Origin of the sequence: Streptomyces sp. NBC_01803 (genome assembly GCF_035917415.1) — a bacterium.
GTDB lineage: Bacteria > Actinomycetota > Actinomycetes > Streptomycetales > Streptomycetaceae > Streptomyces.
On the sequence record NZ_CP109073.1, the window covers coordinates 1350740 to 1376287 of the forward strand.

The window sequence follows — 25548 nt, forward strand, 5'->3', positions numbered from 1 at the left end:
TGCCATGGATTTCGGACTCGTGCTGCAGACCGACCCGCCCGCCGCGGAGGTCATCTCCCTGATGCGCCGCGCCGAGCGGGCCGGTTTCCGTTACGGGTGGACGTTCGACTCCGCGGTGTTGTGGCAGGAGCCGTTCGTGATTCACAGTCAGATTCTCGCGCAGACCGAGCGGATGACGGTGGGCCCCATGGTCACCAACCCCGGGACCCGCACCTGGGAGGTCACCGCCTCCACGTTCGCCACGCTCAACGAGATGTACGGCAACCGCACGGTGTGCGGCATCGGGCGCGGCGACTCCGCGATGCGCGTGGCGGGCCGCAAGCCCAACACCCTTGCCCGGTTGGGCGACGCGATCGATGTCATCCGCGATCTCGCCGAGGGCCGCGAGGCCGTGGTGGACGGGACGCCGGTGCGGCTGCCATGGATCAGGGACGGCGCACTGCCGGTGTGGATGGCGGCTTACGGCCCCAAGGCGCTGGCCATCGCGGGCGAGCGGGCCGACGGCTTCATCCTCCAGCTCGCGGACCTCTTCCTCACTGAGTGGATGGTCAAGGCCGTGAAGGACGCGGCGGCGAAGGCCGGCCGGGACCCGGACGCGGTCACCGTCTGCGTGGCGGCCCCGGCCTACGTGACGGCCGACGACTCCCCCGCCGCGCTCGCCCACGCCCGCGACCAGTGCCGGTGGTTCGGCGGGATGGTCGGCAACCACGTGGCCGATCTCGTCGCCCGCTACGGCGAGGGCAGCGGCATGGTCCCGGCGGAGCTGACCGCGTACATCAAGGAACGGCAGGGCTACGACTACAGCCACCACGGCCGGTCCGGGAATCCGGACACGGCGTTCGTCCCGGACGAGATCGTGGACCGCTTCTGCCTGATCGGCCCGCCCGAGGCGCACATCGCCAAGCTGCGCCGCCTGCGCGAGCTGGGCGTCGACCAGTTCGCCGTCTACGACATGCACGACGCCAAGGAGGCGGTGGTCGACGCCTACGGCGAGCACGTGATCCCCGCCCTCCACGCCTGAGACTCGGCACCCGCACGGCTGTTCGTCCGTCACCCCCCGCGACACGCCGCACGAAGGGCCACCCCCACGATGACCGACACCGTCCCCGCCAGAACGTCCGCCCCACCGCCCCCACCCGACGACGCCGAGCTCGATCCCCGGTTCGCCAACGACGACCTGCGTCCGGTCCCGCTGGAACAACGCACCTGGACCACGTACAACTTCGCCGCTCTGTGGGTCGGCATGGCCATCAACGTCCCCACCTGGACGCTGGCCGCCGGGCTGATCACGCTCGGCATGGACTGGGTGCAGGCCGTGCTGACCATCGCCATCGCCAACGTCATCGTGCTGGCCCCGATGGTGCTGACCGGCCACGCCGGGCCGAAGTACGGCATACCGTTCCCGGTCCTCGCCCGCGCCTCGTTCGGCGTGTTGGGCGCCAACTTGCCCGCGCTGGTACGGGGGTTGGCGGCCTGCGTGTGGTTCGGCATCCAGACCTGGGTGGGCGGCCAGAGCATCTTCTTCCTGGCCGGGCGCCTGTTCGGCGCCGACAGCTGGTGGGCCGAGGCGGGCGAAATCGGCGGCTACGCCTGGACGTTGTGGCTGTGCTTCGCCGCCTTCTTCGCCCTGGAGATCTGGATCATCCTGCGCGGCATGGACACGCTGCGGCGGTTCGAGAGCTGGGCCGCCCCGGTGATGCTGGTCGGCGCGGGCCTGCTCCTGCTGTGGATCGCCAACGAGGCGGGCGGCTTCGGGCCGTTGCTGGACCAGCCCTCCGAGCTGGGCTGGGGCGCCGACTTCTGGGACGTCTTCTTCCCGTCCCTGATGGGCATGATCGGCTTCTGGTCGACGCTCTCGCTCAACATCCCCGACTTCACCCGCTTCGGCTCCGGCCAGCGCGCCCAGGTGTGGGGCCAGTCGCTCGGACTCCCCACCACCATGGCGCTGTTCGCGCTGCTGTCGGTGCTGGTCACCTCGGGCTCGCAGGCGGTCTACGGCGAGCCGATCTGGGACCCGGCGCAGCTCGCCGCCCGGATGGACAACGAACTCGGCATCGTGTTCGCCCTGTTCGTGATCCTGCTGGCCACGCTGACGACCAACATCGCGGCGAACCTGGTGTCCCCGGCGTACGACCTGTCCAACGTCGCCCCCCGGCGCGTCACCTTCCGTACGGGCGCGCTGATCGCCGCCACCATCGGCGTGGTGATCTTCCCGTGGAAGCTCTACGAGGACCCGGACATCTACATCTTCACCTGGCTCGGCACGGTCGGCGGCCTGCTGGGCGCGGTCTCCGGCATCCTGATCGCGGACTACTGGCTGCTGCGCGGCACGCGCCTGCACATCGCGGAGCTGTACCGGGCGGAAGGCCGTTACTGGTACGACCGCGGCTGGAACTGGCGGGCGGTGGCCGCGTTCCTGATCGGCGGTTTTCTCGCGGTCGGCGGCTCCTACAGCGGACCGTACCCGGAGGACGGGCTGGTCCCGTTCCTCCAGCCCCTGGCCGACTACGGCTGGGCCGTGGGCCTGGCGGCGGGGTTCATCGTCCACGCCCTGCTGATGCGCCTGATCCCGCCCGCGCCGCCCGCCCCGGTCACCGCCACCGCCACCGCCCCGGCGTCCGTCCCCGCCGAGACGGCGGCGGACTGACACCCCACGAACGGGCCCTCCGCCGAACCGCCCCCCGGCGGAGGGCCGACCCCCCGCTCCGCACCCGCCCGTCCGGGGCGGCTTGGACCTCCAGGGCGCGATAGACGCCCCCAAGTGGCATCAGGACAGCTTCCCCAGCTCCTTCCACCCGCGCGCGACGCGCCCCCGGAAGCGTCACCGTGGAATCCCGGACTGGCGAGAAAACGATCACCGAGCCGAGGCGGCGCGGCCACCAGGTGACCGTCGCGGGGGCCTGGACGGAGGGGCGGCTGAGCGCGGTGGCCCGCGCCCCGGAAACAGGTGTACTGTCGGCGGCGGCCAATCCACGAGGGACGCGAGGTTACGCCGTCGGACGCTGACGGCCGCCCCATCGTACGGCCCGCACGACGCCGCACGACCCGGGGCGCGATCCGTTCGCGAAGGCTCGCAGCCAGGGTAAAGGCCGAAAAGAGCAGCTCGAAAACTGGCCGTAACCGACCGGGAACACGATTCGCAACCGACTTGGGTTCAGTACGGACATGGCGGATGTGCGCTTGGCTCAGCACGACATGACGGCCCGGTTGGCCGCCTTCACGACCGAACTGCGAACGGTCACGAGTGGCCTCGACCCCGAGGACGGCTGGTTCGCCGCCTTCGCCCGGCGCAACGGCGAGGAGCTCCAGGCGTGGTTGACCGGCCGGGAGCTGCCGCCCTGGGACGCCGTCGCCGACCTCCTCCAGGACCTCGCGACCCGGCACGGCCCCGCCGTCGCCGAACAGATGGGCTGGCGCGTCAGGGCCGCCTACGAGGCCGCCGCCCGCGCCCATGACGCGCGGCCCGGCGGCCGGGAGGCACTGACCCGCCGGCTGGTGGGGCTGGATCGAGCCGAGCGTGAAGTCCACATGAGAGAGCGGCAGTTGGCTGCCGCACACGAAGTGGCGCGACATGCGGGCCAGGATCAGGACGCGGAGCGGTTCGCCGCGCTGCTGCTGTGGGCGAAGGACGACCAGGAGCGGGTGCTGTCCCGCCGCGCCGAGATGCGCGCCCGGCTCGACGCGCTGGGCGAGGTCGTGCCGGAGACGCCCGAGCCCGTTCCGGCGCCCGCCCCCGCTCCCGTGGTCAAGTCCGTGCGGCGACCACGCGGCGCGCGGTTCGCCGGGCTGGACGAGGCGGCGGCGCCGAACGCGGCGCCGGTGCCGGTGGCCGCACCCGTCATCGCGGCCGAGACCGAGGCCGAGACGGCCGGGATCCCGCCGCTGCGGGGATCACGCTTCGCCGGGGCGGTGCACAAGGAGATCATCGCCGAGCGCCGGTTCGCGCTGACCCCGGAGGACCACCAGGCGGCGCTCGAAGTGGCGGAGCGACTGCGTCAGTTGCGTGCGGACGGCCTGAACGGCGCGGCGCATATGGTGCTGTGCGAGGCCGCGAGCGGCCCCCCGGAGCGACTGCCGGTGCTGGTGACCGAGTTGGAACGCACCGGAATGGTCTCCGACCTGACCACGCTGCTGTGGGAGGCCGCCACGCTGCCGCCGGGCTCACTCGTCCTGGCGGCGGAGGCGCTGGCGGAGGCCGGCCGGGAGCGGGACTGCGGCCAGCTCCTGCGCCAGGGCGCCGCGCGCCCGGCGAGCGAGGCGGGCAGCATCGCCGCCGAGCTGTGGTCGGCCGGCCACGGCAAGGAGGCGGTCACCCTGCTGACGGCACTGGTCCAGGCGAGAACGGCGGAGGAGGCCGCCCGCGCGGCGGCGAACGCGCCCGATGTCGTGGTGCCGCTGCTGCTGGACGCGGCCCGCAAAGTCTCCCCGAGCCACCACTACGCGGTGACCAGCGAGTTGCGCCGCGCGGGCGTCGCCTGATCCCGAGCGCCCCGGCACCGCGCCCCACGCTGTCCCGAGCCGTTCCGCGCCGCCCCACGCTGTCCCGCGTCGTTCCGAGCCGTCCCACGCTGTCCCGCGCCGTTCCGAGCCGTTCCGCGCCGTCCGATGCCTTCCCGCACCACCCCGGTCGTCGGGGCGTCCGGCCGTCCGGACGCCCCGACCCCGCGACGGGCATGTCGGACGTGTCGTGTTTCGATGGACACATGATCGACGAAAAGCTGGTGGCGGATGTCGAGGCCGCGGTGCGAGAAGCGGCGGCCGTGGAGATCATGCCGCGCTGGCAGCGCCTGGCCGCGCACGAGGTGACCGTCAAGACCGGGCCGCACGACCTGGTGACCATCGCGGACCGAGGCGCCGAACGGCGGCTGGCGCGGGAGCTGACCCGCCTGCTGCCCGGCTCGGCGGTGGTCGGCGAGGAGAGCGTGCACGAGAACCCCGAGGGCTACGCGGCCCTGGCGGAGGACGCGCCGGTGTGGATCGTCGATCCGGTCGACGGCACCCGCCAGTTCGTGCGCGGCGAGCCGGGCTTCTGCACCCTGGTCGCCCTGGCGCACCGCGGGGAGGTGCTCGCCTCCTGGACCTACGCCCCGGCGCGCGATCTGCTGGCGCACGCCCGGCGCGGGGCGGGCGCGTGGCTGAACGGCGAGCCGCTGCGGGCCGGCTCCCCACCCCCCGGCAAGGTGCTGGAGGTCGCCTGCTCGCACCCCGACTACACGACCCACGACCAGAAGCGCGCCCTGTCGTGCCTGTGGACGGACGGGATCGCGCCCCGCCCCTGCGGCTCCGCCGGGCTGGAGTACCTGGCCGTGGCCTCGGGCCGGCTGGACGCGGTCGCGTTCAGCTGGGAGCTGGCCTGGGACCACGCCGCCGGCCTGCTGCTGGTCGCCGAGGCCGGTGGCGCTCATCTGACAATCACTGGCGAGTCGTTCGCCATCACCGGGGACAACGCGCTGCCGTTCACGGCGGCACGGGACGAGGGCACCGCTCGGCGTATCCTCGGGATCCTGACCGCGGGCCGCCCGGGGGCTGCCTCCTGACCCGGTCTTCGATCCTCAACGGCGAGGGGAGCCGTAAGTGTCGTCGTTGCGTGACGCCGTCGTCGTGGGAGCAGGGCCGAACGGGCTGACGGCCGCCGTCGAGCTGGCCCGCCGGGGCATGTCGGTCGAGGTGTTCGAGGCGAAGGACACCGTCGGCGGCGGGGCCAGGACGGAGGAGCTGACGCTGCCGGGCTTCCGCCACGACCCGTGCTCGGCCGTCCACCCGATGGGCATCGGCTCCCCCGCGTTCAAGCGAATGCCGCTGGAGAAGTACGGCCTGGCCTGGTTGCACGCCGAGCTGGCGCTGGCCCACCCGTTCCCGGACGGCGGTGCCGCCGTGCTGGCCCGCTCGGTCGGAGAGACGGCCGCGTCGTTCGGCCCGCGCGACGCCGGGACGTACCGGCGGCTGCTCGCCCCCTATCTCGGCAAGTGGGACTCCCTGGTCGGCGACTTCCTCAAGGTGCCCTGGGACGGGCTGCCGAGCGCCCCGGTCACGCTGGCGCGGTTCGGCCTCAACGCCGTCCAGCCCGTCTCCCTGCTGACCCGCCGCTTCCGTGACGAGCGCGCCCGCGCGCTGCTGTCCGGCCTGGCCGCGCACGTCATCGCGCCCACGACCACGCTCGCGACCGGCGCCATCGCGATGGTGTTCGCGCTGGCCGCCCACGAGGGGGGCTGGCCGATGGCGCGCGGCGGCTCGCAGGCGATCTCCGACGCCCTCGCCGGCTATCTGCGCGATCTGGGCGGTGTGGTGCACACCGGCGTGGAGGTGAAGCGGCTGGACGAGCTGCCGCCCGCGCGGGCGTATGTCTTCGACACCTCCCCCACCGCGCTGGCCAGGATCGCGGGGCTCGGCCGGGCGTTCGACCACTTCCGCTACGGGGCGGCCGTGTTCAAGATCGACTACGCGCTGGACGGCCCGGTGCCATGGCGTTCGGAGGCGGCGCGGCGGGCCGGGACCGTCCATCTCGGCCCGGGCACACGGGAGATCAACGCCGCCCTGCGCGCGGCGGCGATCGAGGGGCGGGCCCCGGAGGTGCCGTTCCTGATCACCTCGCAGCCCAGCCTGGTCGACCCCGGGCGGGCGCCCGAGGGCAAGCACGTGTTCTGGGTGTACGGCCATGTGCCCAACGGGTGGGACGGCGATCTCACGGACGCGATCGAGCGGCAGATCGAGCGGTTCGCGCCCGGCTTCCGCGATCTGGTGCTGGCCCGCGCGGCGGCCGGCCCGGCCGAGTTGGAGCGCCGCAACGCGAACTACGTGGGCGGGGACATCGCGTGCGGCGCGTTCTCCGGCCTCCAGACCATGTTCCGTCCCCGGATCGGCCTCCACCCCTACGCCACCGCGCACCCCGCCGTCTTCCTCTGCTCCTCGGCCTCCTGGCCGGCGCCCGGCGTGCACGGGATGTCGGGGCACAACGCTGCCAAGGCGGTGTGGCGCCGGCTGCGCGGCGCGGTGTGATCTTCCTCCGGGTGTGCGCGCGGACGGCCGTGGATAGGGTCGGCCCGGGGGCACCGAGGAGGCTGACGTGACCGGGAAAGTGCTCATCGCCGCGGACAAGTTCAAGGGCTCGCTGACGGCCGCCGAGGTCGGGCGGCACGTGGCGGCCGGCATCCGCGCCGTGCGGCCGTCGGCGGAGATCGAGTCGCTGCCGGTCGCGGACGGCGGCGACGGAACGGTGGACGCGGCGGTCGCGGGCGGCTTCACCGCCCGGGAGGCCGCGGTGACCGGGCCGCTGGGACTGCCGGTCACCGCGTCGTTCGCGCTGCGGGACGACGTCGCCGTGGTGGAGATGGCGCAGGCGTCGGGGCTGCGGCTGCTGCCGCCGTTCACGTTCGCGCCGCTGACCGCGACCACGTTCGGCACGGGCGAGCTGATCGCGGCGGCGCTCGACGCCGGGGCGCGCACCGTCGTGCTGGGCGTCGGCGGCTCGGCCACCACGGACGGCGGCGCCGGGATGCTGACCGCGCTGGGCGCGCGACTGCTGGACGCCGACGGCGACGCGCTGCCGCATGGGGGCGGGCCGCTGCGCGAGCTGACCGAAGCGGACCTGTCCGGGCTCGATCCCCGGCTGAAAGACACCACGTTCGTGCTCGCCGGCGATGTGGACAACCCGCTGACCGGCCCGAACGGCGCCGCCGCCGTCTACGGGCCGCAGAAGGGCGCCGACCCCGTGGAGATCGAGGCGCTGGACAACGCGCTGACGAACTTCGCGCGGGTCCTGGAGCGCGCGCCGGGCTCCCGCGCCGCCGAGTACGCCCGCGCGCCCGGCGCGGGAGCGGCGGGCGGCGTCGGCTTCGGCGCGCTCCTCGGGCTGAACGCCGTCTTCCGTCCCGGCATCGACGTGCTGCTGGAGGTCCTCGGCTTCACCGCCGCCCTGGACCGCGCCGACCTGGTGATCACCGGCGAGGGCTCGCTGGACGAGCAGACCCTGCGTGGCAAGGCCCCGGCCGGCGTCGCGGCGGCGGCCGGGGCGGCGGGCAAGCCGGTGGTCGCGGTCTGCGGACGGCTGACACTCGACGAGGACACCCTGCGCGCCGCCGGGATCGAACGGGCCTACCCGCTGACCGACGAGGAGCCGGACCCGGAGATCTGCGTCGCCCAGGCGGGCCCGCTGCTGGAACGGGTCGCCCGACGGCTGGCCGAGGACCGGCTCTAGGCGACGGCGGGAACTCGCCTCGGGCCGCCGCCGCCCGTACGCGGGCGAGCGCGCTGTCCGCGCCGCCCTTCGGGCCGTGCGGGTCGTGCGGGTCGTTGGGACCGTGCGCGTCGTGCGCCTCGTTCATCCCGCCATGATCCACCGCGCCCCGTCCGCCGGGCGGATCAGGGGTCGGTGGTGGAGACGACGTAGACGCGCGGCCGTTCCTCGCGGGTGAGGTCCACCGTGACCGACACCTCGGGCTCCTGCTCCGACTGCTGCACCACCGTGCCCGCGAACGCGCGCGTGGGGTCGTCGAAGCGCCAGCCGATCACGTCCGCGCTCGACCGGTCGATGGTGACAGTGTCCTCGACCAGCTGCGACCGGTCGGTGCCCAACTCCTCCAGAAACGCGGTGAGCTGGCTGGGCGAGCAGCGGAACTCCACGTACAGCGTGGACTCGTCCCAGGTGTTCGTCTCGTAATACCCCACGTACGCCGAGCCGCTGGGGATCGGCACATCGTAGATGCGGCGCAGCACCTTGCTCGGCCACTCGTAGATCAGCGCCCGCGCCGACGCCGAACGGGCCTTGTCCTCGCCGCTGTCCCTGCTCTGGTAGGCGGACAGCGCGAGATAGCCGGCCGGGATGGCGATCAGCAGCGCGACGACGACGGCCGCCAGCCAGCGGTGGCGCGGCCGTCTCGGGGGCCGGTGCGGGAAGGCGCCCAGGGCGGTGCTGCCACCGCCGCCGCCCGGGGCCGTGGTGGCCGTCGTCATGGCTGGGCCGCCCGTCCTCGCGGCGGCAGCCGCAGCTCGAACCCCGCGCCGCGGTGGGCCCGTTCGGCACGGCGCCGGTTGGCGCGGCGGAAGCGCCGGGCGACCAGCCGGGCCAGGTCGGCGGCACCCACCATCCCCGCGTCAGTGCCCAGCTCGGCCCGGACGATTTCGGCCTCCGGACGGTACCCGCGCCCGGTGAGGTGACGCCGGAACGCCTCCCGGGCCGGCTCGATCAGCAGATCGTCGGCGTCGCTCACGCCGCCGCCGACGACGAAGCGGGCCGGGTCGAGCGCGGCGGCGAGATTGGCGATGCCCACGCCCAGCCAGCGGCCCATGTCCTGGAGCAGCTCCACGCACATCGGGTCGCCCTCGCGGGCCAGCTCGGTGATCAGCGGGCCGGTGATGTCGGCGATCTGCCCGCCCACCCGGTCGAGGATGTGGTGAGCGACGGGCGAGTCGGCGGCGGCCAGCTCGCGCGCCTCACGGACCAGCGCGTTGCCCGAGCTGTACTGCTCCCAGCAGCCCCGGTTCCCGCAGGCGCAACGGTGGCCGCCCGGCACCACCTGCATATGGCCGAACTCGCCGGCCACCCCGTACGCACCGCGCTTGACCCGGCCGCCCTCCAGTATCGCGCCGCCGATCCCCGTGCCCAGCGTGATCATCACCAGGTGCTCGGCGCCCCGGCCCGCGCCGAACCGCCACTCGCCCCAGGCCGCGGTGTTCGCGTCGTTGTCCACCAGGATCGGCACCACGAGGCGGGCGGCCAGCGCGTCGCGCAGCGGCTCGTTGCGCCAGGCCAGGTGCGGGGCGAACAGGACGCGCGACTGGTCCGCGTCCACCCAGCCGGCGGCGCCGATACCGACGGCGTGCACGTCGTGCCGGTCGGAGAGGTCCAGGACCAGCTCGGCGATGGTGTCCTCGACCACCTTGGCGCTCTTGGACTTGTCCGGCGTCTCGGTGCGGACCCGCTCCAGGATCGTGCCGTCGGCGTCCACCACCCCGGCCATGACCTTGGTGCCGCCGATGTCGATGCCGACGGTCGGCACCCGGGGCGCGGACAGGTGTGAGCGGCGCTCGCGGCTGGCGATGGCGCTCAGCACCGTCGCCCGGGCGGTCTGGCGATGCGCGCGCTCACGGTAGGTACTCATCGCGTCCGATTGTGCCCTACGCCGCCGGACGGCGGGTGTCCGCCGACTCTTGACGCGAAACGGTGCGCGGCAGTTCACTTCGCGTGATGCGGGACGAGGAATACGCGCGGCTGTCGGCCGTGGAGATCGCGGCGGCGGTGCGGGCGCGGGAGTTGTCGGCGGCGGAGGTCGCGGCGGCGGCGCTGCGCGCGATCGAGCGCCTCGACGGCTCGGTGCGGGCGTTCACGACGGTCTGGCCGGCGGCGGAGGCCGCCCGGGAGGTGGACCGGGCGGTCCACCGCGGTGAACGCCTCCCGCTGGCCGGGGTCCCGATCGGCGTGAAGGCCCCGGAGGGCCTGGCATCGGTCCAGAGCACGCGCCTGCTGGCGGCGGGCTGCGTCCCGGTGGGCGCCACGGCGGTGCCGGGCCGGGGCACGGTGTGGCAGACGTGGGGCCTGACCGACCGGGGCCGGACGCTGAACCCGTGGGACCCGGCCCTGACCCCCGGCGGCTCCTCGGCCGGCTCGGCCGTGGCGGTGGCGACGGGCATGGTCCCACTGGCCAGTGGCAGCGACGGCGCGGGCTCGGTGCGGATACCGGCGGCGTGGTGCGGCGTGCTCGGCCTCAAGCCGACGAACGGCCGTCTCCCGGCCCGTGACCGCGCCGGCCTGAACGTCGGCGGCGCCCTGACCCGCCACGCGGCGGACGCGGCGGCGTACCTGGCGGCGATCGCCGACGTGTCCCCGGCACCGCCGCCCGCCGCCCCGCGGGTCGTCTGGTCGCCGACCCTGGGCTACGCCGACACCGACCCCGCGATGGCGGACGCCGCCCTCACCGCCCTGGCCCGCCTCCCGGTGACCGTGAGGGATTTCCCGGTCCGCCTCCACGACCCGGCCCCGGTCTGGACGGCCCTCCGCGCGGGCCACCGGGCCGCCCGTTCCCTCAACGACGCCGCCCTCAACGCCCTGTTCACCCGGACCGACCTGATCGCGACCCCCACGACCCCCAACCCACCCCACGGCCACGAAGGCCCGGGCGACCGCGTCTCGACCTCCCTGACCTGGGCGTTCAACCTCAGCGGCCACCCGGCGATCACCCTCCCGGCAGGCCCCACGACGGGCCTCCAGCTGATCGCCCGCCACGGCGAGGAACCCCTCCTCCTGGCCCTGGCCGCACATGCCGAGCGACCCACAGCACGGTGGTCGCCCGGAGCACCAGCGACTCCCCGCTGCTGAAGTCCAACCGCTTGCCACCCCGCGCGACAGCGGCCATGTCCTCAACGACGAGCACGGCCCCGCCGACCATGACCCGATCCCCGAGCCGAACGGTCGCGGCATCGACCTCGACCGACACGATCACACCCCCGGTCACTCCTCCCCCTCCCGCTCCTCGCCCGGACAGACGTGGTCCGCGAGGCGTACGACATCGGCGCAGCCATGGCAGTACCCCATCTCCCACACCGGCACCGTCAGATGCACCGGCGTCCCCGGCGGCCAGTCGATCTGCTCAGACACGGCCGCCACCGCCGAAGACGAACCGCACCGCGTCCCGCAGCCGGTCCGGATCCGTCAGGCAGTCCCCGCGCGGCGCGACGAACCACCGCGTCGATGGCCCCTTCACCCACTCCCCCGGCGGCACCGCCACCGACCGCCCCTCCCCCAGAACGGTCACTCCCGCGATCCCCCACCCGTCCCCAGCCCCCGGCCGGATCAGCCAGCACCACACATCCCCCACCTGATCCCGAATCACCGGCCCCACACCGGAGATCAACAGCCGACCGAAGACCCGCTCCGCGACATACCCCGACAGCCGCACCGCATCGAACCACCGGCCGCAGGGCAACACTTGAACTCCCGCATCTCTCGACGGCATCCAGACGGGAGGTGAGGCACCAGTCGGCATTTCACACCCTTTCGATCGCAGGAAGGAGTGACGTACAGTCAACGCCCATGTACAGGGCGCAGATAGCTGCCAGACTGTCGGCCAGATGTCGTCCAGTTGTCTGCCAGAACCGCCGGGTGGAGCCCATGCACGACGGGGACTTGATCAAAGAAGCACGTGAGTCACTTGGCCTCAGCCAGGCCGCCTTGTCGCGACGCCTAGCCGAAGCCGCAGGTCGGCGGCCTCACGACGGTCCCGGGCGAAACCAGGTGTACCGCTGGGAAGCAGGACTTCGGAGGCCCCATGTCTGGCGGCCCCATCTGGAACAGGTACTGGGTATTGAGCTCTCCGGTTACCGTGGTCACACCTCCCGCCAAGCGGGTATCCCTACTGACGAAGGGACGGTGCCTGTGGACCGACGGCAGTTCATCGGAGCAGCAGGGCTCGCCGGAATCGCGCTGACTGGCTCGGAGGCCGTGGCGCAGGGACGCCGTGTCGGCCGGTCGGATGTGGAGCGCTTCCGCCAACGCGTAGCCGATCTGCGGCGGTTGGACGACTTCAGCGGCGGGTCGTCCGTCTTCCCGCTGGTCGAGGACGAGATCGGCACCTTGTCGTCACTCGCCTCCCGCGGTTCGTACACCGAGGAGGTCGGCCGCGAGCTGTTGTCCGCTCTCGGCGAGTTGTACCAGTTCGCTTCATGGACGGCATTCGACGCCGGTCGGCTTGAGCAGGCCCGGCAGCTCGCGCTTATGGCCGCGAACGCGGCCAACCAGGCGGGTGACCGCACGTTGGGGGCGACGGCCCTTTCGGAGCTGTCCTATCTGACCGCATCCTCCGACCAGCCCGCCGAAGGCATGGCCATGGCCCGTGCCTCTCTCGCCAACGCGCCGCTTGACGTGCTGCCCGCCGTTCGCGTCGTCCTCGCCGATCGCCTGGCGTGGGCCTGCGCCCGAGTTGGAGACGCCAGAGGAGTCGATCACGCGCTGGGCGTATCCGAGGACGCCCACGACCGGCGCGACGCAAGGGCCGTCGAGGAACCGGACACGGTGTACTGGATCAACCGCGACGAGTCCCAGATCATGGCGGGCCGCTGCTGGGCGGAGCTGCGGCGACCCGAGAAGGCGGTGCCGATCCTGGAGACCCTGACCGCTCCCTACGACGACACCCACGCCCGCGAGGTCGCTCTGTACTCCTGCTGGCTCGCCAGTGCCTACCTCGACGCCGGGGAGATCGACGCCGCCACCACCACCGCGCGCAGGGCAGTCCAGCTTTCACGCAATACCGCCTCTCCCCGCACCGACACCGTGCTCATGACCACGCTGGCCGCCTTCGATCCGCACATCGACGTGCCGGAGGTCAACGAGCTATTCCAAATGTGAGAAGGAAGCCACGTACGCGGGCGTCGAAGACAGAGCCTGATAGGGAGGTCGGCGCGGTCGATCCCTATCGTTCGGGGGGTCCGTCGTCCGCCGGCTGGCACCGAACCCGGGAGAATGCCTGGCGGCTCGCGTCCGTTGCTCGGATTCCCTGGACAGCCGCCGGACCTTGAAACGGCCAACGGCTTCGGTGGACCACGGGATCACCGGGCCCGGGATGATGTCCGTGAAAGACCCCGCCCAGGTCAGGTCGGTACCGCCGTGGGGGTTGGGGTCGACGGTCACCGTCGCCCGGAAGTCCCTCACCGGGATGAGCCTGCCCACGTACCGGTAGGACATCGTGTTCGGTGATCTCCTCGCGCGTCAGGTACGGCCACAGGCCGGTCACCCGGATCGCGCCCACGCCGCCGACGGTGTCCGGGATCCGGGTCGCGGTCTACCACCCGAGTCGGCGCCGCCCGGTGGATCTGCCCTTGTCCGGTCCTCTCCGACGACGCGGCGCCCGTCCGTACCGTGCGCCTGAGAGACACCGTGAAGGCACGTGAACTGGGCGTCAATCTTTCTGGCGGATAAAAAGAAATAGGAAAAGCAAGGGGCGGATGGGACAGAAGTGAGCCCAGAGGCGGGACCCACTCCCCCGGCATGACCCGCTTCGCGCCACCGATCTGTGGGTCCATCAGGTTTCACAGAAATCGCGCTTACTTTCTTGACACACGGAAGCAACAGCGCGACGCTACGACCGCTTTCCCGTCGCCAGGAGCCCGCGTGGAGCCGGCGGTGCTCCCCCCGTGCCGAGGGGGCGAGGCCATGTCCGGGTCCAGCCGTCTCCCCATCCCCCCGATCGCTATCGATCACCGATCGGTCCAGCCGAAGGAAAGAGGTCCTGATGTTCCGAGGAAGACAGCGTCGTCGATTGCCTCGTACCTACTCCCTGCTCGCCACTCTCGCCCTGGCGGGCGCGGGTGTGGTCGCGCTGCCGGCCACCGAAGCCGCGGCGGCCACGGTGTCCGACGCGTGGACGAACGCCTCCCGTTACGCCCCGGGCCAGGAGGCCGTCGTCACCGCCCGGGTCGACGGCAGCGGGCCGGTCAACTTCAAGCTCACGCACCTGGGAGACGTGGTGGCCCAGGGCACCGTGTCGGCGGGCGGCAGCGGCGAGGTGACCTGGCGGGTCACCCCGCCCCACACCGACTTCACCGGCTACCTCGTCGAGATCGAGGCCGGCACCACCCGCACCCAGACCGCCATCGATGTCTCCAGCACCTGGACGCGCTTCCCCCGCATGGGCTTCCTCGCCCACTACGGCACCGGCATCTCCGGCGCGGAGGCCGAGGGCGACATCGCCGAGCTCTCCCAGCGCTACCACATCAACTCCCTCCAGTACTACGACTGGCTGTGGAAGCACGAGAAGCCCGTCAAGCACGACGGCTCCGGCGTCGCGAGCACCTGGACCGCCTGGAGCGGCGACACCATCAGCTCCCAGACCGTCCGCGACTACATCGCCTCCGGCCACGACCGGGGCGTGGCCGCCATGCCGTACCAGATGTCCTACGCGGCGCTCAACGACTACGACCAGTCGCAGGTCAGCCCCGATTGGCGGCTGTTCAAGGGCAACGGCCAGGAATGGACCTACCCCATGCTCCCCGGCCAGGTCCTGAAGCTGATGAACCCCCAGAACACCGGCTGGCAGAACTACATCATCGGCCAGTACACCGACTCGGTCGCCTCCATGGGGTTCGACGGAGCCCACCTCGACCAGATCGGCTACTGGGAGGAGATGTACGACATCAACGGCAACCGCGTGGACCGGCCCGCCGGCTTCGCCCAGTTGACCGACCGCGCCCGCCAGGCGCTGCCCGCCGGCCGCAACGCCGTCGGCTTCAACGCTGTCGACGGCTACGGCGACGCCGAACTCGCCCGCTCCAGCGCCGACTACCTCTACACCGAGCTGTGGTCCAACTACGAGACCAACGCCTCGGTCCGCGACTACCTGGAACGCCAGCGCGTCGCCTCCGGCGGCAAACCGCACATCACCCCCGCCTACATGAACCGACCCAACACCCCCGAGGGCACGCCGAACAGCAACACGGTCTTCGACACCACCTCGGTCCAGCTCGCCAACGCGATGTTCGCCGCCAACGGCGCCCACCACCTGGAGCTCGGGCCGAACGACCACATGCTCAACACCGAGTACTTCCTCAACCAGGACAAGACCATGTCCGCCGAGCTGCGGGCCTGGGAGAAGACGTACTACGACGTCATCACCGCCTACGAGAACCTCTTCTACGGCCCGGACCTGCACACCGCGACCAACACGGTCGAGATCGCGGGACAGCCCACCAGCACCACCGGCGCGGGCAACGCCATCTGGACCAACGTCATGCGCAACAACGGCACCGACGTCATCCACCTGATCAACCTCATCGGGAACGACGACAAGTGGCGCGACGCGGGCACCCAGACCCCGCCCACCCTGACCGACCTCCCCGTCAAGTACTACCTCGGCGACCAGGACATGCCGCCGAGCATCCACCTGGCCAGCCCCGACCGCGACGGCGGCCGTTCCACCGAACTCGCCTTCACCACCGGGACCGACTCCGGCGGCCGGTATGTCAGCTTCACCGTCCCCGAGCTCAAGAACTGGGACTTCATCTACTTCGACCGCACCGCCGACCCGGACCCGACCACCGGACAGCACCTCGTCAATACCAACGGCAAGTGCGCCGAGATCGCCGGCGGCGACACCGCCAACGGCACCCCCGTCCAGCAGGCCACCTGCACCACCGCCGCCCGCCAGTCCTTCACCCTCAGCGGAGGCGAACTGCGGGTCCTGGGCAAGTGCGTCGACACCGTCGGCGGCGCCACCGCCAACGGCACCCCCGCCCACCTGTGGGACTGCGGCGGATTCCCCTCACAACAATGGGTCCACCAGTCCGACGGCACCCTGAAGAACGTCGCATCCGGCCGTTGCCTCGACATCGACCAACAGAGCACCGCCGACGGAGCGGCCCTTCACCTCTGGGACTGCGGCGGATGGGCCAGCCAACAATGGACCTTCGCCTCATGACCCGCCCCTGACCGGCCCCTGACCGGCCGCACACGGCCGTCCGGCCCCAGTGGCCGGACGGCCGTTACCCGGTTCCGGGCTCAGTCGCGACGGCGAGCTTGCCGAGCGTCGACGTCGGCGCGACGCTCTCGGGTCGAGGTCAGCTCGCTCATGCGGCGGGCGGAGGAGCACCGCGCGTACGTGGCGCGGTCCCGGCACCCCGACGACCAGGAGTGACGGCACGCGAAGCGGCGCCGGGACCGCGTGGGGGAACGGTCCCGGCGCCTGGGTGGGGGGACGCTGGCTTCGGGAGGTCAGCAGCCGTAATCGATCAGGTCGAACGACTCATAGTGGTCGGAGGTGTAGTAGTCCTCCTGGTACGACTCCCCGGTCACGATCCGCCGCGCGCCGCGCGTGTCACTGCCGGGGGTCTCCACGGTGTACTCGCGGTAGTAGCCGGTCGGTTGGCCGGGGAGCAGGGCCTCGCGGTTGTAGAAGACCCCACCGTCCTGCGGGTACGGGAAGGGGCCGCCGGACTCGATCACGTCGAGGGTGTCGTACGCCTCGGCGGGCAGGTCGCCGTAGCAGATGTCGCCGAAGGCGAGCGGCGCGACGGCGATGGACGTCGTGGGGGCGGGGGCGCTGGACGCGGCGGCGGCCGGGGTGAGTTGGCCGCCGACGAGCAGGGTCGAGAGCAGGGCGCCGAGGGCGCCGGCCCGGGTGGCCCTGGATCGGAAATTCATGCCCATGCCCATAGTGTGACGCGCGTAGCGTCCCCCGCGTCAACCACGCGTCGCGGAATTCCTTCAGCCATTCACAGGATCCCGCGCCGGCTTCACACCTTTCACCCCACGGTGTCCCAGCCGCCACTCAGCTCCCGGTACCGGGCCGCCAGGTGCCGCGCGCCCCCATCCGTGAGCGAGCCGTGCAGACGCAGCCGGGCCACGCCGCCGTCCGGGTAGACGTCCAGCCGGGCGTGCGTGGCGGGCGGGACAGTGGCGGAGTCGAGCACGAAACGGTGGACCGTGTCCGGCGACAGCCGGGTGCGCGGCAGCACCTCGCGCCATTGCCCGGAGCCGCTGCCACCGCCGCCGCCCCCGCCGACGCGCACCGAAAGCGCCGCCCAGCCGGGCGCGTTACCCATGTAACTGCCGGTGTCGATCTCCACCGCCCGGATCACGCCCTCCCCGGCGAGGCGGTAACTCAGCCAGTCGTGGCCCCGGTCGCGGCGGCGGCGGGTCTCCCAGCCCTCGTCCATGCTCCGGGGACGGCCAGGGTAAATCGTGTGCACGGGCGGCGAGTAGAACCGGTCGGACGCGTCCTCCACCACCCCGCCGTTCTCCAGCGCGGCCAGGTCGAAGGTGCCCATCGCGGCCAGCCACGCCGGGTCGGGCACGGCCTCGCCATGGACCCGCAGCCGGGCCACCCCGCCATCGGGATACTGCTTCAACCGGACATGCGTGAGCCGCCGTTCGGCGCCGATCGGGAAGACGTTCGCCGCGTGGCCGCCGACCGGGGTGCGCGGCACCAACTCCCCCCAGCCGTCCGCCCCTCGCGGGTCCGAGGTGCCCTCCAGGCCCACGGCCTGCGGGTAGTTGCCCCGGAAGTGGGCGGTGTCCACGACCACGCCGCGCACGACGCCCGCCACTCCGAGCCGGACGACGGCCCAGTCGTGGTCGTCGTCCGCCGGGTGCGGGGCCTCGGCGGAGGCGCCCCGGCGACGCCGGGTCTCCCAGCCGTCCATGATCTTGCCCTTGTGGCCGAACGCCTCGGGGTCGAACTCCGGCCGCCCCGGCTTCAGCAGGTTCTCCCGTTCGGCGAAGAACTCGTCGCTGACGGCGACGACCGAGCCGCCCAGTCGGCGGTCGGCCAGGTCGGGCAGGTGGGCGAACGGGACGGCGGACAGGTCCGGCGCGCGGTAGTCGGCATACGGGTCGCCGCCCCCGTAGGGGTCGGCGTCGCCGATGAAGACGGCTGGTGCGGTGGTCATGTCGGTGGTGCTGTCCTTTCGATGAGCTTCCCGGCTCGTTCGGTGACATGCCCATGCACCGCGATGCGATGCCCGCGCAGCCAGGTGGCGATGACCACACCGCGCAGAGTGCGGCCCGCGTAGGCGGTGACCTGATTGCGGTGGTGGAGGGCGGCCGGGTCCACGGTGAACGTCGCCTCCGGGTCGAGAACGGCGAAGTCGGCGTCGTTGCCGGGGGCGATGGCGCCCTTCCGGTCGGCCAGTCCGGCCAGCCGGGCGGGCGCGGTGGCCATCCAGTGGACCACGTCGGGCAGGCCGAGGCCGCGTCGGCGGGCGGCGGTCCAGATGGCGGGCAGGCCGAGTTGGAGAGAGGCGATGCCGCCCCAGGCCGCCCCGAAATCGGGCACCTTGAGGTCGGCCGTGCAGGGCGAGTGGTCCGAGACGACACAGTCGATGACGCCGTCCGCGAGGCCGTCCCACAGCAAGTCCTGGTTGGCGGCCTCCCTGATAGGCGGGCAACACTTGAACTCGGTGGCGCCGTCCGGGACTTCCTCGGCCGTCAGGGTCAGGAAGTGCGGGCACGTCTCGGCCGTTATCCGCACCCCGGACGCCTTGGCCGCCGCGATCAGCGGCAGCGCGTCGGCGGACGAGAGGTGCAGCACGTGCACCCGGGCGTCCAGCCGCCGGGCCAGCCCGATCAGCCGGGCGATGGCCTCGGTCTCGGCCGTGTGCGGCCGGGAGGCGAGGAAGTCGGCGTAACGGACGCTGCCGTCGGCGGGCGGGGCGGTGGCCAGGTGGCCGGGGTCCTCGGCGTGCACGATGAGCAGACCGCCGAAGCCGGCGATCTCGGCCATGGCGGCGGCCAGTTCCTCCGGGCCCAGCTCGGGGAACTCCTCGACGCCGGACGGGGACAGGAAACACTTGAAGCCGAAGACCCCTGCCTCATGCAGGGCCTTGAGCTCACCCGTGTTGCCGGGGACCGCGCCGCCCCAGAAGCCGGTGTCGACGTGTGCCTGGGGGCGCGCGGTGTCCCGCTTGACGTCGAGGTGGGCGAGGGTGGTGGTCGGCGGGATGCTGTTGAGCGGCATGTCGAGCACGGTGGTGATGCCGCCGGCCGCCGCCGCGCGGGTGGCGGTGGCGAAGCCCTCCCACACGGTCCGGCCCGGGTCGTTGATATGCACATGGGTGTCGACCAGACCGGGCAGCAGCGCCGCGTCGCCGTAGTCCACAAGCCGCGCGCCGGCCGGCGGCGGCGCGTCGTGCGGCGACACGGCCGTGATGCGACCGTCCGCCACCTCCACGCTCGCGGCGCGCATCCCCTCGGGGGTGATCACACGGGTCGAGCGCAGCACGAGCTCGGTACCGGTACCCGTCACGGCACCATCCCTTCGGCCTCGTCTTCAACGTTCTGTTGAATCGATCCTGGGGTGGCGGAGCCCGTCCGTCAAGCACCGGTAGGCTGCGCCATGACCGCTACTACCGAATGAGGAACGCGACGTGCCGCCCTCCGACGTGCGCAAGTCCGCCGCCAGCGGCGGGGTTCAGTCCCTGGAGCGGGCCTTCGGCCTGCTGGAGCAGATGGCGGACGCCGGCGGTGAGACCGGGCTGAGCGAGCTGGCCGCCAGCAGCGGACTGCCGCTGCCGACCATCCACCGTCTGATGCGCACGCTGGTCGCCTGCGGATACGTGCGCCAGCAGGCCAACCGACGGTACGCGCTCGGCCCCCGCCTCATCCGGCTCGGCGAGAGCGCGGCCCGCCCGCTGGCGACCTGGGCCAGGCCGCACCTGGCGCGGCTGGTGGCGGAGACGGGCGAGACGGCGAACATGGCGCTGCTCGACGGCGACGCCGTCGTCTACGTGGCACAGGTGCCGTCGCGGCACTCGATGCGGATGTTCACCGAGGTCGGCCGCCGGGTGCTGCCGCACTCCACGGGCGTCGGCAAGGCCCTGCTCGCGGGGCTGCCGGACGGGGAGGTGCGGTCGCTGCTGCGCCGGACGGGAATGCCGGCCGCGACGGAGCGGACGATCACCACCCCCGACGCGTTCCTCGCGGCGTTGCGGACGGTGCGCGAGAACGGCTACGGGGTGGACGACAACGAGCAGGAGATAGGCGTCCGCTGCGTCGCCGTCCGGATCCCCGACTCCCCCACGGCCGCCGCGATTTCGGTCTCCGGCCCGGCGGGCCGGTTGACGGACGCGGTGACGGAGAAGATCGTTCCCCTCCTCCAGGACGTGGCCGTCGACCTGTCCGCGGCCCTGGCCGGCGTGGACGCCGAGGGCTGACCGCCACCCTTGGCCCGAGCCTTTCCGATGGCCCGAGCTTTCCCGATGGCCCGAGCCTTTCCGATCGAGTGATCATTCTCCTGGCCTCACGGTTCACCGATCGGCGAGCGCACAGCGTGGCCGCGCCGCTTGGTGCGCGGCGACCAGAGCGCCCACACTGGAGGAGGAGGTGCCGCGCCGTGATCACCGCGACTCGTGAGAGCTCCGAGAGCATGCCGAACTTTGACCAGGACCGGTGGCAGGCGTGGACAACCTTGGAGCTCCCCGAGGGCTGTCGTGCCGAGATCGTTGAGGGATGCGTCGAGGTGTCGTCCACCGGCCGTCATGTCCACAGCCGGACCGTCCACGAAATGCGAGACGCCATGACCGCGTTCCCGGCCCCGGGCCTCTGCGCGCCGTCCGACGACGGGATCCCCGACGTGTTCGTCGCTCCGAGGGGCGACGCCGCATCGGTGACCGAAGACGGGCTGGGGATCGACGCGGCCCGCGTCGAGTCGATCACCGAGGTGGTAGCGGCCGGTCGCGATGGCACCACACGGGGCCGGGTGCGCGGGCGCCGCGCCCACGAGCACGCGGGGGTGCCCGTCCACGTGCTCGTCGACGACCACGACGACCACGACGACCACGACACCGCGACCGTGCTGACGGCTCCGCCGCCCGAAGAGGGGGTCCACGCCGCCGGGACCCGGGTGCCCCACGGCACCGAGGTCGTCCTCCCCGCGGGGCCGGCCAAGGGCTTCGTCGTCGCCGGGGCCATCCCCGGGCCGCCGAGGGGCGCGTGACCGAGCCTCCCGTCGCCGGGCTGCTGCTCGCCGCCGGGGGTGGACGACGGCTCGGCGGGGCGGCCAAGGCTCTGCTCACCTTCGAGGGGCGCACCTTCGTCGAGCGGACCGCGGCGGCCCTGCGGGCCGCCGGATGCGATCCGGTGCACGTCGTCGTCGGGGCGGCCGGTGACGAGGTGCGGGCGCGGCTGGACGGCTACACGGTCGTGGCGAATCCGGGCTGGGAAAGCGGTATGGGGTCCTCGCTGCGCGCCGGGCTCGCCTCGCTCGACGGCACCGGGGCCGGGGGCGCGCTCGTGGCGCTGGTCGATCAGCCGTGGGTCGGCGCGGCGGCCATGGCCCGGGTGCTGGCGGCGTACCGCTCACCGGGGACGCTGGCGCAGGCCGTCTACGGCCCGCGAGGGCGCGGGCATCCCGTGCTCATCGGGGCCGATCACTTCGCCGGAGTGGCGCGCGCGGCCCGGGGCGATCGGGGTGCGAGGGCGTATCTGCGGGAACGCGCGGGGGAGATCACACTGGTCGAGTGCGGCGATGTCGCGGCCCCCGATGACATCGACGAGCCCGGGGATCTCATTGATCTTCCGCAATGAGGAAACTATTATCCGTTTTCTGTCTCGCTAAAGGAGTGACCGCCCATGTCCGCCGTCACCGTCGAAGCACCGGCCACCCTGCCCCGGCAGGACGAGGTGCTCACCGAAGACGCGCTCGGCTTCCTCGCCGAGCTGCACCGGCGGTTCACCCCGCGCCGCGACGAGCTGCTCGCCCGGCGGGCCACGCGGCGGGAGGAGATCGCCAGGACCGGACGGCTCGACTTCCTGCCCGAGACGAAGGACATCCGCGACGGCGAGTGGACCGTCGCGCCCGCGCCGCCCGCCCTCCAGGACCGGCGGGTGGAGATCACCGGCCCCACCGACCGCAAGATGACGGTCAACGCGCTCAACTCCGGGGCGAAGATCTGGCTGGCCGACTTCGAGGACGCCTCCTCCCCCACCTGGGCGAACGTCATCGGCGGCCAGCTCAGCATGGCCGACGCCTACCGCCGCCGGATCGACTTCACCGATGAGCGCGGCAAGGAGTACGCGCTGAAGCCGGACGCCGAGCTGGCCACCGCCGTGATGCGCCCGCGCGGCTGGCACCTGGACGAGCGGCACCTGAAGGTCGACGGCCGGGCCGTCCCCGGCGCGCTGGCCGACTTCGGGCTCTACTTCTTCCACAACGCCCAACGCCTGATCGACCTCGGCAAGGGCCCGTACTTCTACCTGCCCAAGCTGGAGTCGCATCTGGAGGCGCGGCTCTGGAACGACGTGTTCACGTACGCGCAGGAGGCGCTCGGCATCCCCCACGGGACCGTCCGCGCGACCATCCTGATCGAGACGATCACCGCCGCGTTCGAGATGGAGGAGATCCTGTACGAGCTGCGCGACCACGCCTCCGGGCTGAACGCGGGCCGCTGGGACTACCTCTTCTCCATCGTCAAGAACTTCCGGGACGGCGGCGAGAGGTTCGTGCTGCCGGACCGGAACGCCGTGACGATGACGGCCCCCTTCATGCGCGCCTACACCGAGCTGCTGGTCCGCACCTGCCACAAGCGCGGCGCGCACGCGATCGGCGGCATGGCGGCGTTCATCCCGTCGAAGGACGCGGCGGCCAACGCCGTCGCGTTCGAGAAGGTCAGGGCGGACAAGGACCGCGAGGCGGGCGACGGGTTCGATGGCTCCTGGGTGGCGCACCCGGGCCTGGTGCCGGTGGCCCGGGAGTCGTTCGACGCGGTCCTGGGCGACCGGCCGCACCAGAAGGACCGGCTGCGCGAGGACGTCACGGTGACGGCCGACGACCTGCTGGCCATCGACTCCCTGGACGCGCGCCCGACGGCCGACGGCCTGCGCAACGCCGTCCAGGTCGGCACCCGGTATCTCCAGGCGTGGCTGGCGGGCCGGGGCGCGGTCGCCGTGTTCAACCTCATGGAGGACGTGGCCACCGCCGAGATCTCCCGCTCCCAGATCTGGCAGTGGATCAACGCGGGCGTCGTCCTGGACACGGGCGACCGGGTGACGCCCGAGTTCGTGCGGCAACTGGCCGCCGATCAGTGCCTCGCGATGCGCGACGAGGTGGGCGAGGACGAGTTCATCCCCGGCGGCTGGCAGCGGGCGTTCGACCTGCTGATGCGGATCGCGCTGGACGACCGGTACGTCGACTTCCTCACCCTGCCCGCCTACGAGCTGCTGGACTGACGCGCCGCCCGGCCGCATCGGACGAGGCCGGTGACGGCGCACCCCGCCGCACCGGCCAGGAAGAGCGAGACGCCGGGGTTCACGAACCCCGGCACCTCCTCCCTCCCCGGCCCGTCGGACCACTCGCACCGCGCGCTCATGCCGCCCGGGACGAGGCTCACCTCGCGCCGCAGCAGCCGCGGGTAGTCGGCGTCGCGGCCCGGCGGATGGTCGGGGCTGCCGTACCGCTCCAGGGAGCAGGCGTGGTACTCCGACTCCGCGCCGTCCCAGGTGCACGCCGCCCCCCAGCAGTAGACGGCCAGGGCGGCCACGAGCAGCATGCCCGCGACGTGCGACCAGGTGCGCGGCTCGTCGCGCCAGAAGGCCCGGCCCTTCGCCAGCGCCGATCCGAACAGCGCGGCGGCCGAGGCGACCGCGAACACCACCGCGGCCAGCGCCACGACCACCACCACGGCCGGCACGAGGACATCCCCCATACCGGCCAGGCTACGGGCCCGGCTCAGCCTCCGGTCGCGGCGATCTCCGTCAGGCGGCGGGCCTGGGTGCGGGCGGTGCGGGCGATCGTCTCCTCGTCGGCCGTCAGCAGGCGGCCATGCTCCACGACCGGGGCGCCGTTGACCAGCGACAGGGCGACCGGCGCCGGCGGGCCGAGGACCAGGGCCGCGACCGGGTCGGCGATGGTGGAGTGGCCGAGGCCGGTCAGGTCCCACAGCACCACATCGGCCAGCTTTCCCGCCTCCAGCGAGCCGATCTCCTCCTCCCGGCCCAGCACTTGGGCGCCGCCGTAGGTGCCGAGGCGCAGCGCCTGGCGGGCGGTCAGGGCCCGCTCGCGGTGCGGGCCGAGGCGGTTGACGAGCAGGGCGTTGCGCAGCTCGGTGTGCAGCTCGCCGGACTCGTTCGAGGCGGTGCCGTCCACGCCGAGACCGACCGGGACACCGGCGGCGAGCAGGTCGGGGACGCGGGCGATCCCGGCGGCGAGGCGGGCGTTGGAGGACGGGCAGTGGGCGACGCCGGTGCCGGTGCGGGCGAACGCGTCGATGTCGGTGTCGGACATGTGGACGCAGTGCGCCATCCACACGTCCTCCCCGAGCCAGCCGGTGGACTCGAAGTACGCGGTCGGGCCCATGCCGAACAGCTCGTGGCAGAACTTCTCCTCCTCCACCGTCTCCGAGCCGTGGGTGTGCAGCCGCACACCGAGCCGGCGGCCCAGCGTGGCCGCCTCGCGCATCAGCTCGGTGGAGACGGAGAACGGCGAGCAGGGCGCGGCGGCGATCCGCAGCATCGAGTCGAACGACGGGTCGTGGTGGTCCCGAACGGCGCGCTCGGTGGCGCGCAGCGCGTCCTCGGTGGTCTCCACGGCGAAGTCCGGCGGCAGCCCGCCGTCCGACGCGCCGCGGTCCATCGAACCGCGGGTCGCGGTGAAGCGGACGCCGATCTCGCGGGCGGCGCGTATCTCGGCGCCGAGCAGGTCGCCCGCGCCGCGCGGGAAGACGTAGTGGTGGTCCATGGCGGTGGTGCAGCCGCCCCGGACCATCATGGCCAGCGAACCCCGGGCGGCGGCGTGCACCATCGGCTCGTCGATGCGCGCCCAGATCGGGTAGAGGGTGACCAGCCAGTCGAAGAGGTTGCAGTCCTGGGCCAGGCCCCGGGTGAGCCACTGGTAGAAGTGGTGGTGGGTGTTGACCAGGCCCGGGGTCGCCAGGTGGCCGGCGGCGTCGACGCGGCGGACCACGCCCGTGAGGCCGGCGGGCGCGGGGCCCGGGCCGACCGCCTCGATGCGGTTGCCCGCGATGACGATGTGGCCACGGGCGTGCTCGGTCCCCTCGGCGTCGACGGTGGCGACGGCGCAGTTCTCGATGAGGACGCGCTGGGCGGCAGGGTCGTGGTCCGCGGCGGTCACGGGT

23 protein-coding genes and 1 pseudogene are annotated in these 25548 nt (G+C 72.6%); 14 read left to right on the top strand and 10 right to left on the bottom strand.

Features of this window, described 5'->3' with window-relative positions; all coding sequences use genetic code 11:
* Window positions 1-4: 4 nt before the first annotated feature.
* The 7 genes and pseudogenes from OIE51_RS05570 (at window position 5) to OIE51_RS05600 (ending at window position 8194) form a co-directional block, all read left to right on the top strand.
* Window positions 5-1021, top strand: a complete 1017-nt coding sequence (locus tag OIE51_RS05570) for a TIGR03842 family LLM class F420-dependent oxidoreductase (RefSeq protein ID WP_326595971.1) — start codon at window positions 5-7, stop codon at window positions 1019-1021.
* 69 nt (window positions 1022-1090) lie between these two features.
* Window positions 1091-2647: an NCS1 family nucleobase:cation symporter-1 gene (locus tag OIE51_RS05575; protein ID WP_326595972.1), complete on the top strand. Its 1557-nt coding sequence runs from the start codon at window positions 1091-1093 to the stop codon at window positions 2645-2647.
* A 67-nt stretch (window positions 2648-2714) separates the two neighbouring features.
* Window positions 2715-3006 (top strand): annotated as a pseudogene (locus tag OIE51_RS05580) (gamma-glutamyltransferase); the annotation flags it as partial.
* Window positions 3007-3165: 159 nt separating this feature from the next.
* Window positions 3166-4479, top strand: a complete 1314-nt coding sequence (locus OIE51_RS05585) for a hypothetical protein (RefSeq protein WP_326595973.1) — start codon at window positions 3166-3168, stop codon at window positions 4477-4479.
* 224 nt (window positions 4480-4703) lie between these two features.
* On the top strand, window positions 4704-5537 hold the full coding sequence (locus tag OIE51_RS05590) for an inositol monophosphatase family protein (protein WP_326595975.1): 834 nt from the start codon (window positions 4704-4706) through the stop codon (window positions 5535-5537).
* Window positions 5538-5574: 37 nt separating this feature from the next.
* Entirely contained in the window at window positions 5575-6996 is a 1422-nt protein-coding gene (locus tag OIE51_RS05595) for a phytoene desaturase family protein (protein WP_326595976.1), read from the top strand.
* Between the two features lie 67 nt (window positions 6997-7063).
* Window positions 7064-8194: a glycerate kinase gene (locus OIE51_RS05600; protein ID WP_326595978.1), complete on the top strand. Its 1131-nt coding sequence runs from the start codon at window positions 7064-7066 to the stop codon at window positions 8192-8194.
* 164 nt (window positions 8195-8358) lie between these two features.
* On the opposite strand, the gene OIE51_RS05605 is transcribed toward OIE51_RS05600, so the two are convergent.
* On the bottom strand, window positions 8359-8949 hold the full coding sequence (locus tag OIE51_RS05605) for a hypothetical protein (protein WP_326595979.1): 591 nt from the start codon (window positions 8947-8949) through the stop codon (window positions 8359-8361).
* A complete protein-coding gene (locus OIE51_RS05610; protein WP_326595981.1) occupies window positions 8946-10097 on the bottom strand; it encodes an ROK family glucokinase in 1152 nt (383 codons plus the stop codon). The genes OIE51_RS05605 and OIE51_RS05610 overlap by 4 nt, the downstream gene beginning before the upstream one ends.
* Window positions 10098-10183: 86 nt before the next feature.
* On the opposite strand from OIE51_RS05610, the gene OIE51_RS05615 reads away from it, so the two are divergent.
* Window positions 10184-11311 carry an amidase gene (locus OIE51_RS05615; RefSeq protein ID WP_326595982.1) on the top strand — a complete coding sequence of 376 codons (1128 nt, stop codon included), beginning with the start codon at window positions 10184-10186 and terminating at the stop codon, window positions 11309-11311.
* Between the two features lie 132 nt (window positions 11312-11443).
* On the opposite strand, the gene OIE51_RS05620 is transcribed toward OIE51_RS05615, so the two are convergent.
* Window positions 11444-11590: a hypothetical protein gene (locus OIE51_RS05620; RefSeq protein ID WP_326595984.1), complete on the bottom strand. Its 147-nt coding sequence runs from the start codon at window positions 11588-11590 to the stop codon at window positions 11444-11446.
* Complete coding sequence (locus OIE51_RS05625) at window positions 11583-11747, bottom strand: hypothetical protein (RefSeq protein ID WP_326595986.1); 165 nt, start codon at window positions 11745-11747, stop codon at window positions 11583-11585. The genes OIE51_RS05620 and OIE51_RS05625 overlap by 8 nt, the downstream gene beginning before the upstream one ends.
* Before the next feature lie 620 nt (window positions 11748-12367).
* Between OIE51_RS05625 and OIE51_RS05630 the strand changes: the two genes are divergently transcribed.
* Window positions 12368-13336 carry an XRE family transcriptional regulator gene (locus OIE51_RS05630; protein WP_326595988.1) on the top strand — a complete coding sequence of 323 codons (969 nt, stop codon included), beginning with the start codon at window positions 12368-12370 and terminating at the stop codon, window positions 13334-13336.
* On the opposite strand, the gene OIE51_RS26880 is transcribed toward OIE51_RS05630, so the two are convergent.
* Window positions 13322-13672 (bottom strand): hypothetical protein, encoded by a 351-nt coding sequence (locus OIE51_RS26880; RefSeq protein ID WP_442811870.1) that lies wholly within the window; start codon window positions 13670-13672, stop codon window positions 13322-13324. The genes OIE51_RS05630 and OIE51_RS26880 overlap by 15 nt on opposite strands.
* Window positions 13673-14246: 574 nt before the next feature.
* Here OIE51_RS26880 and OIE51_RS05635 point away from each other — a divergent pair.
* On the top strand, window positions 14247-16400 hold the full coding sequence (locus tag OIE51_RS05635; RefSeq protein WP_326595989.1) for a glycoside hydrolase family 66 protein: 2154 nt from the start codon (window positions 14247-14249) through the stop codon (window positions 16398-16400).
* 293 nt (window positions 16401-16693) lie between these two features.
* Here OIE51_RS05635 and OIE51_RS05640 read toward each other — a convergent pair whose 3' ends face one another.
* The 3 genes from OIE51_RS05640 to allB all read right to left on the bottom strand — a co-directional run bounded on the left by OIE51_RS05640 (window position 16694) and on the right by allB (window position 19664).
* Window positions 16694-17122 (bottom strand): ribonuclease domain-containing protein, encoded by a 429-nt coding sequence (locus OIE51_RS05640; protein ID WP_326600507.1) that lies wholly within the window; start codon window positions 17120-17122, stop codon window positions 16694-16696.
* A 101-nt stretch (window positions 17123-17223) separates the two neighbouring features.
* Window positions 17224-18369 carry an allantoicase gene (alc, locus tag OIE51_RS05645; protein ID WP_326595991.1) on the bottom strand — a complete coding sequence of 382 codons (1146 nt, stop codon included), beginning with the start codon at window positions 18367-18369 and terminating at the stop codon, window positions 17224-17226.
* The gene (allB, locus tag OIE51_RS05650; RefSeq protein WP_442812037.1) at window positions 18366-19664 is read right to left on the bottom strand and encodes an allantoinase AllB; all 1299 of its coding nucleotides are present in this window, start codon (window positions 19662-19664) and stop codon (window positions 18366-18368) included. The genes alc and allB overlap by 4 nt, the downstream gene beginning before the upstream one ends.
* A 181-nt stretch (window positions 19665-19845) precedes the next feature.
* On the opposite strand from allB, the gene OIE51_RS05655 reads away from it, so the two are divergent.
* The 4 genes from OIE51_RS05655 (at window position 19846) to aceB (ending at window position 23644) form a co-directional block, all read left to right on the top strand.
* Window positions 19846-20631 carry an IclR family transcriptional regulator gene (locus tag OIE51_RS05655; protein ID WP_326595993.1) on the top strand — a complete coding sequence of 262 codons (786 nt, stop codon included), beginning with the start codon at window positions 19846-19848 and terminating at the stop codon, window positions 20629-20631.
* Between the two features lie 350 nt (window positions 20632-20981).
* The gene (locus tag OIE51_RS05660; RefSeq protein WP_326595995.1) at window positions 20982-21413 is read left to right on the top strand and encodes a hypothetical protein; all 432 of its coding nucleotides are present in this window, start codon (window positions 20982-20984) and stop codon (window positions 21411-21413) included.
* Complete coding sequence (locus OIE51_RS05665) at window positions 21410-22003, top strand: nucleotidyltransferase family protein (protein ID WP_326595996.1); 594 nt, start codon at window positions 21410-21412, stop codon at window positions 22001-22003. Before OIE51_RS05660 ends, OIE51_RS05665 begins: the two co-directional genes overlap by 4 nt.
* Window positions 22004-22048: 45 nt before the next feature.
* Window positions 22049-23644 (top strand): malate synthase A, encoded by a 1596-nt coding sequence (aceB, locus tag OIE51_RS05670; protein WP_326595998.1) that lies wholly within the window; start codon window positions 22049-22051, stop codon window positions 23642-23644.
* Here aceB and OIE51_RS05675 read toward each other — a convergent pair.
* Window positions 23626-24120, bottom strand: coding sequence for a hypothetical protein (locus OIE51_RS05675; RefSeq protein ID WP_326595999.1), 495 nt, complete (start codon window positions 24118-24120; stop codon window positions 23626-23628). The genes aceB and OIE51_RS05675 overlap by 19 nt on opposite strands.
* Window positions 24121-24143: 23 nt before the next feature.
* On the bottom strand, window positions 24144-25544 hold the full coding sequence (locus OIE51_RS05680; RefSeq protein ID WP_326596001.1) for an 8-oxoguanine deaminase: 1401 nt from the start codon (window positions 25542-25544) through the stop codon (window positions 24144-24146).
* Window positions 25545-25548: the final 4 nt, after the last annotated feature.